The organism is Actinomycetota bacterium (genome assembly GCA_040905475.1).
In the GTDB taxonomy this organism is placed as follows: domain Bacteria; phylum Actinomycetota; class AC-67; order AC-67; family AC-67; genus DATFGK01.
In genome coordinates this window covers 852-3,362 of the sequence record JBBDRM010000137.1, presented here as the reverse complement: position 1 = coordinate 3,362, position 2,511 = coordinate 852, and the positions used below count along the sequence as shown (strand labels likewise).

Genomic DNA, 2,511 nt, shown 5'->3' with positions numbered 1-2,511 from the left:
CTTAGGATGGATGACACCAGCAGAGAAGCTAGCGGAGCTCGTTGCGACCACCGGTTGAGCCCGCCCCCGCATTCGGGTCATCGCAGCCCTCGTCGGCGCTCTCGCCTTCACCCTTTTCCCCAAGACGAGCGCACTCAGATCCGACGAGGGCTCGCTTCTGTCCTACACGAACGCCGAGCGGGCGAAGTACGGGAAGGCGACGCTCAGTCTCGCGAGCGACCTCGTCGCCGTTGGCAGCACAGAGCGGCGATGGCGAAGAAGGCCGCCATCTACCACAACTCCAGCCTCGCGAGCGACGTCGACGGCTGGAAGAAGATCGGCGAGAACGTGGGTCGCAGCCCCTCCGCGAAGGCCGTGCATGACGCGTTCATGGCGTCGAGCTCGCATCGAACCCATATCCTCGACGCCGCCTACGATCGGATCGGGATCGGCGCGGTGTGGGGGCGGCAGCGGGTCGAACAAGATGCTCTACATCACGGAGATCTTCGTCGATCGAGCGGGCGGTACCCACTCCGTTTCCAAACCCAGGTACGTTCCCAAGAAGATCGTCCCGGCACGGAAGCCGCCGAAGCGGAAGCTCACTCCGCCGCCCATCCTGGTCCCGCTGACGGTGGACCTCGTTGCTCCGGCCCGTCGCAATAGACGCCGAGCCGGGGCTGGCACCGGTCCCTGCCGTCGCGAAGCCATCGGTACGCTGACCAGCGCGTTCGGCGCTCGCAGGTCTCGCTAGGAAGGGAACCAACCCCCGCGAGGCGAAAACGTTTCGACCGACCGACTCGCAAGGAAGGAACGATGGTCATGCCTCGACGCGCTGTGCTGGCTGGTGCTCTCGCCTTGACGCTCGCGCTGCCCGGACTGGCTTCGGGTCACGCCGAGCGGCCGACGCCGTCCCCCGCCCGGGAAGGCTCGGTGCCCGACCCGAACCGGATCCCGACCGCCATCCTGGACGTGTGCAAGAAAGATGAGTGCCTGTTCGAGCACATCCAAGCAGCCGTCACCGCCGCACCCGACGGCGCGCTGATCCAGATCTGGCCGGGCCTCTACAAGGAGGAGCCGAGCCGGGCGCAACCAGTTCTCGACCCCGACAACGCGGACGGCACCTATTCCTACGAGCATCAACTCGAAAACCCCAACTCCCAGAACCTGATCGCGATCGTCGGCAAGAAGAACATCACGCTGCGCGGCATGGGAGCGAAACCGCTCGACGTGGTGATCGATGTCGAGTTCAAGAAACACGTAGGTATCCGCATGGATCGCGCCGACGGCGCGATCATCCAGAACCTCTCCATGTTCCACGCGTTCGACCACGGCATCTACGTCATCGACCAGAGCGGCTACCTATTCGACAACGTGGTGTCGGGATTCAGCCGCGACTATGCCTTCCTCATGTTCGCAACCGACCACGGCCTGACGCAGAACTGCGAGGCGTTCGGCGCCGGAGATGCGGGCATCTACCCGGGCGGCGCCGCCAACACGCCTGGCCGCTTCTCCAACGAGATCGCCAACTGCAAGAGCCACCACAACGTGATCGGCTACTCGGGAACGCACGGAAACTACGTGTGGGTTCACGACAGCGAGTTCTATGACAACGCGGCCGGCCTGACTTCCGATTCGGAGACCGACCACCCGAACTACCCGCAGGAGCACCTGCTCCTGGAGCGCAACAAGTTCTACGACAACAACTTCAACGTGTACGCCGAGGACTCCGACGTCGTCTCGGTCTTCGGTGACGGGCTCTACATCCCGGTCGGCACCGGTGTCTTCCTCGCCAGCGGGAATGAGAACCTGGTGCAGAACAACGACATATGGGATCACGACCGGTACGGAGTCTGGATGGCGACCGGACAGGGGATCGTGGTCGGCCCCACGAGCGACCCGCCGGCCGCACCGTTCATGAGCACCGGCAACCGCTTCATCGCGAACCGCATGTACCCGCCGGCCGGCGCTTCCGGTGGGCGGAACGCGATCGACTTCGCATGGGACGGCGGGGGTCTCAACAACTGCTGGCAGGACAACGTCGGCTCGCCGGAGGGCGCCGCGGTTACGAGCGACGCGCCGTTCCTGCCGCCCTGCGTCGACCCGGCGACGGGCAGCCCGATGCCGGTCACCGCCGGGATCCCCTATCCCCTGAACTCGCTGCACCAGGCGGGGCTCCTGTTCTTCGAGGGGGAGCCGATCGCATGCGTGATCGACCTCGGTGGCTGTGTGTGGGGGCCTGGGCCGAAGCCTGAGAACGCCCGCAATACTCCCGAGGGCTATCAGCCACCGCCGACACCGCCGACGTGCGGTCCGAGCACCTGCGGGGCGAGCGCCGCGTCGGTGAAGGGAGCGAAGGTCGTCACTTTCCGCGCGGAAGCCTCCGCGCTTCCGGCGACCGGCGTGCCGGCGACGACGAGCGCGGCGCTGGCGATCCTCGGTTCGGCCGTTTTGATCGGCTCGCGGGTGCGGCGCCGGCGCTGAAACGCGATCTCGAAGTGACTGCGGGGGGGGGGGGGGGGGGGGGGGGGGGGG

Annotated in this window: 1 protein-coding gene; it reads left to right on the top strand. The window is 66.3% G+C overall.

Annotated elements, in window-relative coordinates:
• Positions 1–798 precede the first annotated feature (798 nt).
• Positions 799–2,460, top strand: a complete 1,662-nt coding sequence (locus WEB06_16665) for a right-handed parallel beta-helix repeat-containing protein (GenBank protein MEX2557248.1) — start codon at positions 799–801, stop codon at positions 2,458–2,460.
• Positions 2,461–2,511: the final 51 nt, after the last annotated feature.

Bases quoted from the DNA above. Each gene is read 5' to 3' on its own strand.
- WEB06_16665 (MEX2557248.1), top strand. From the start codon at position 799: ATGCCTCGACGCGCTGTGCTGGCTGGTGCTCTCGCCTTGACGCTCGCG.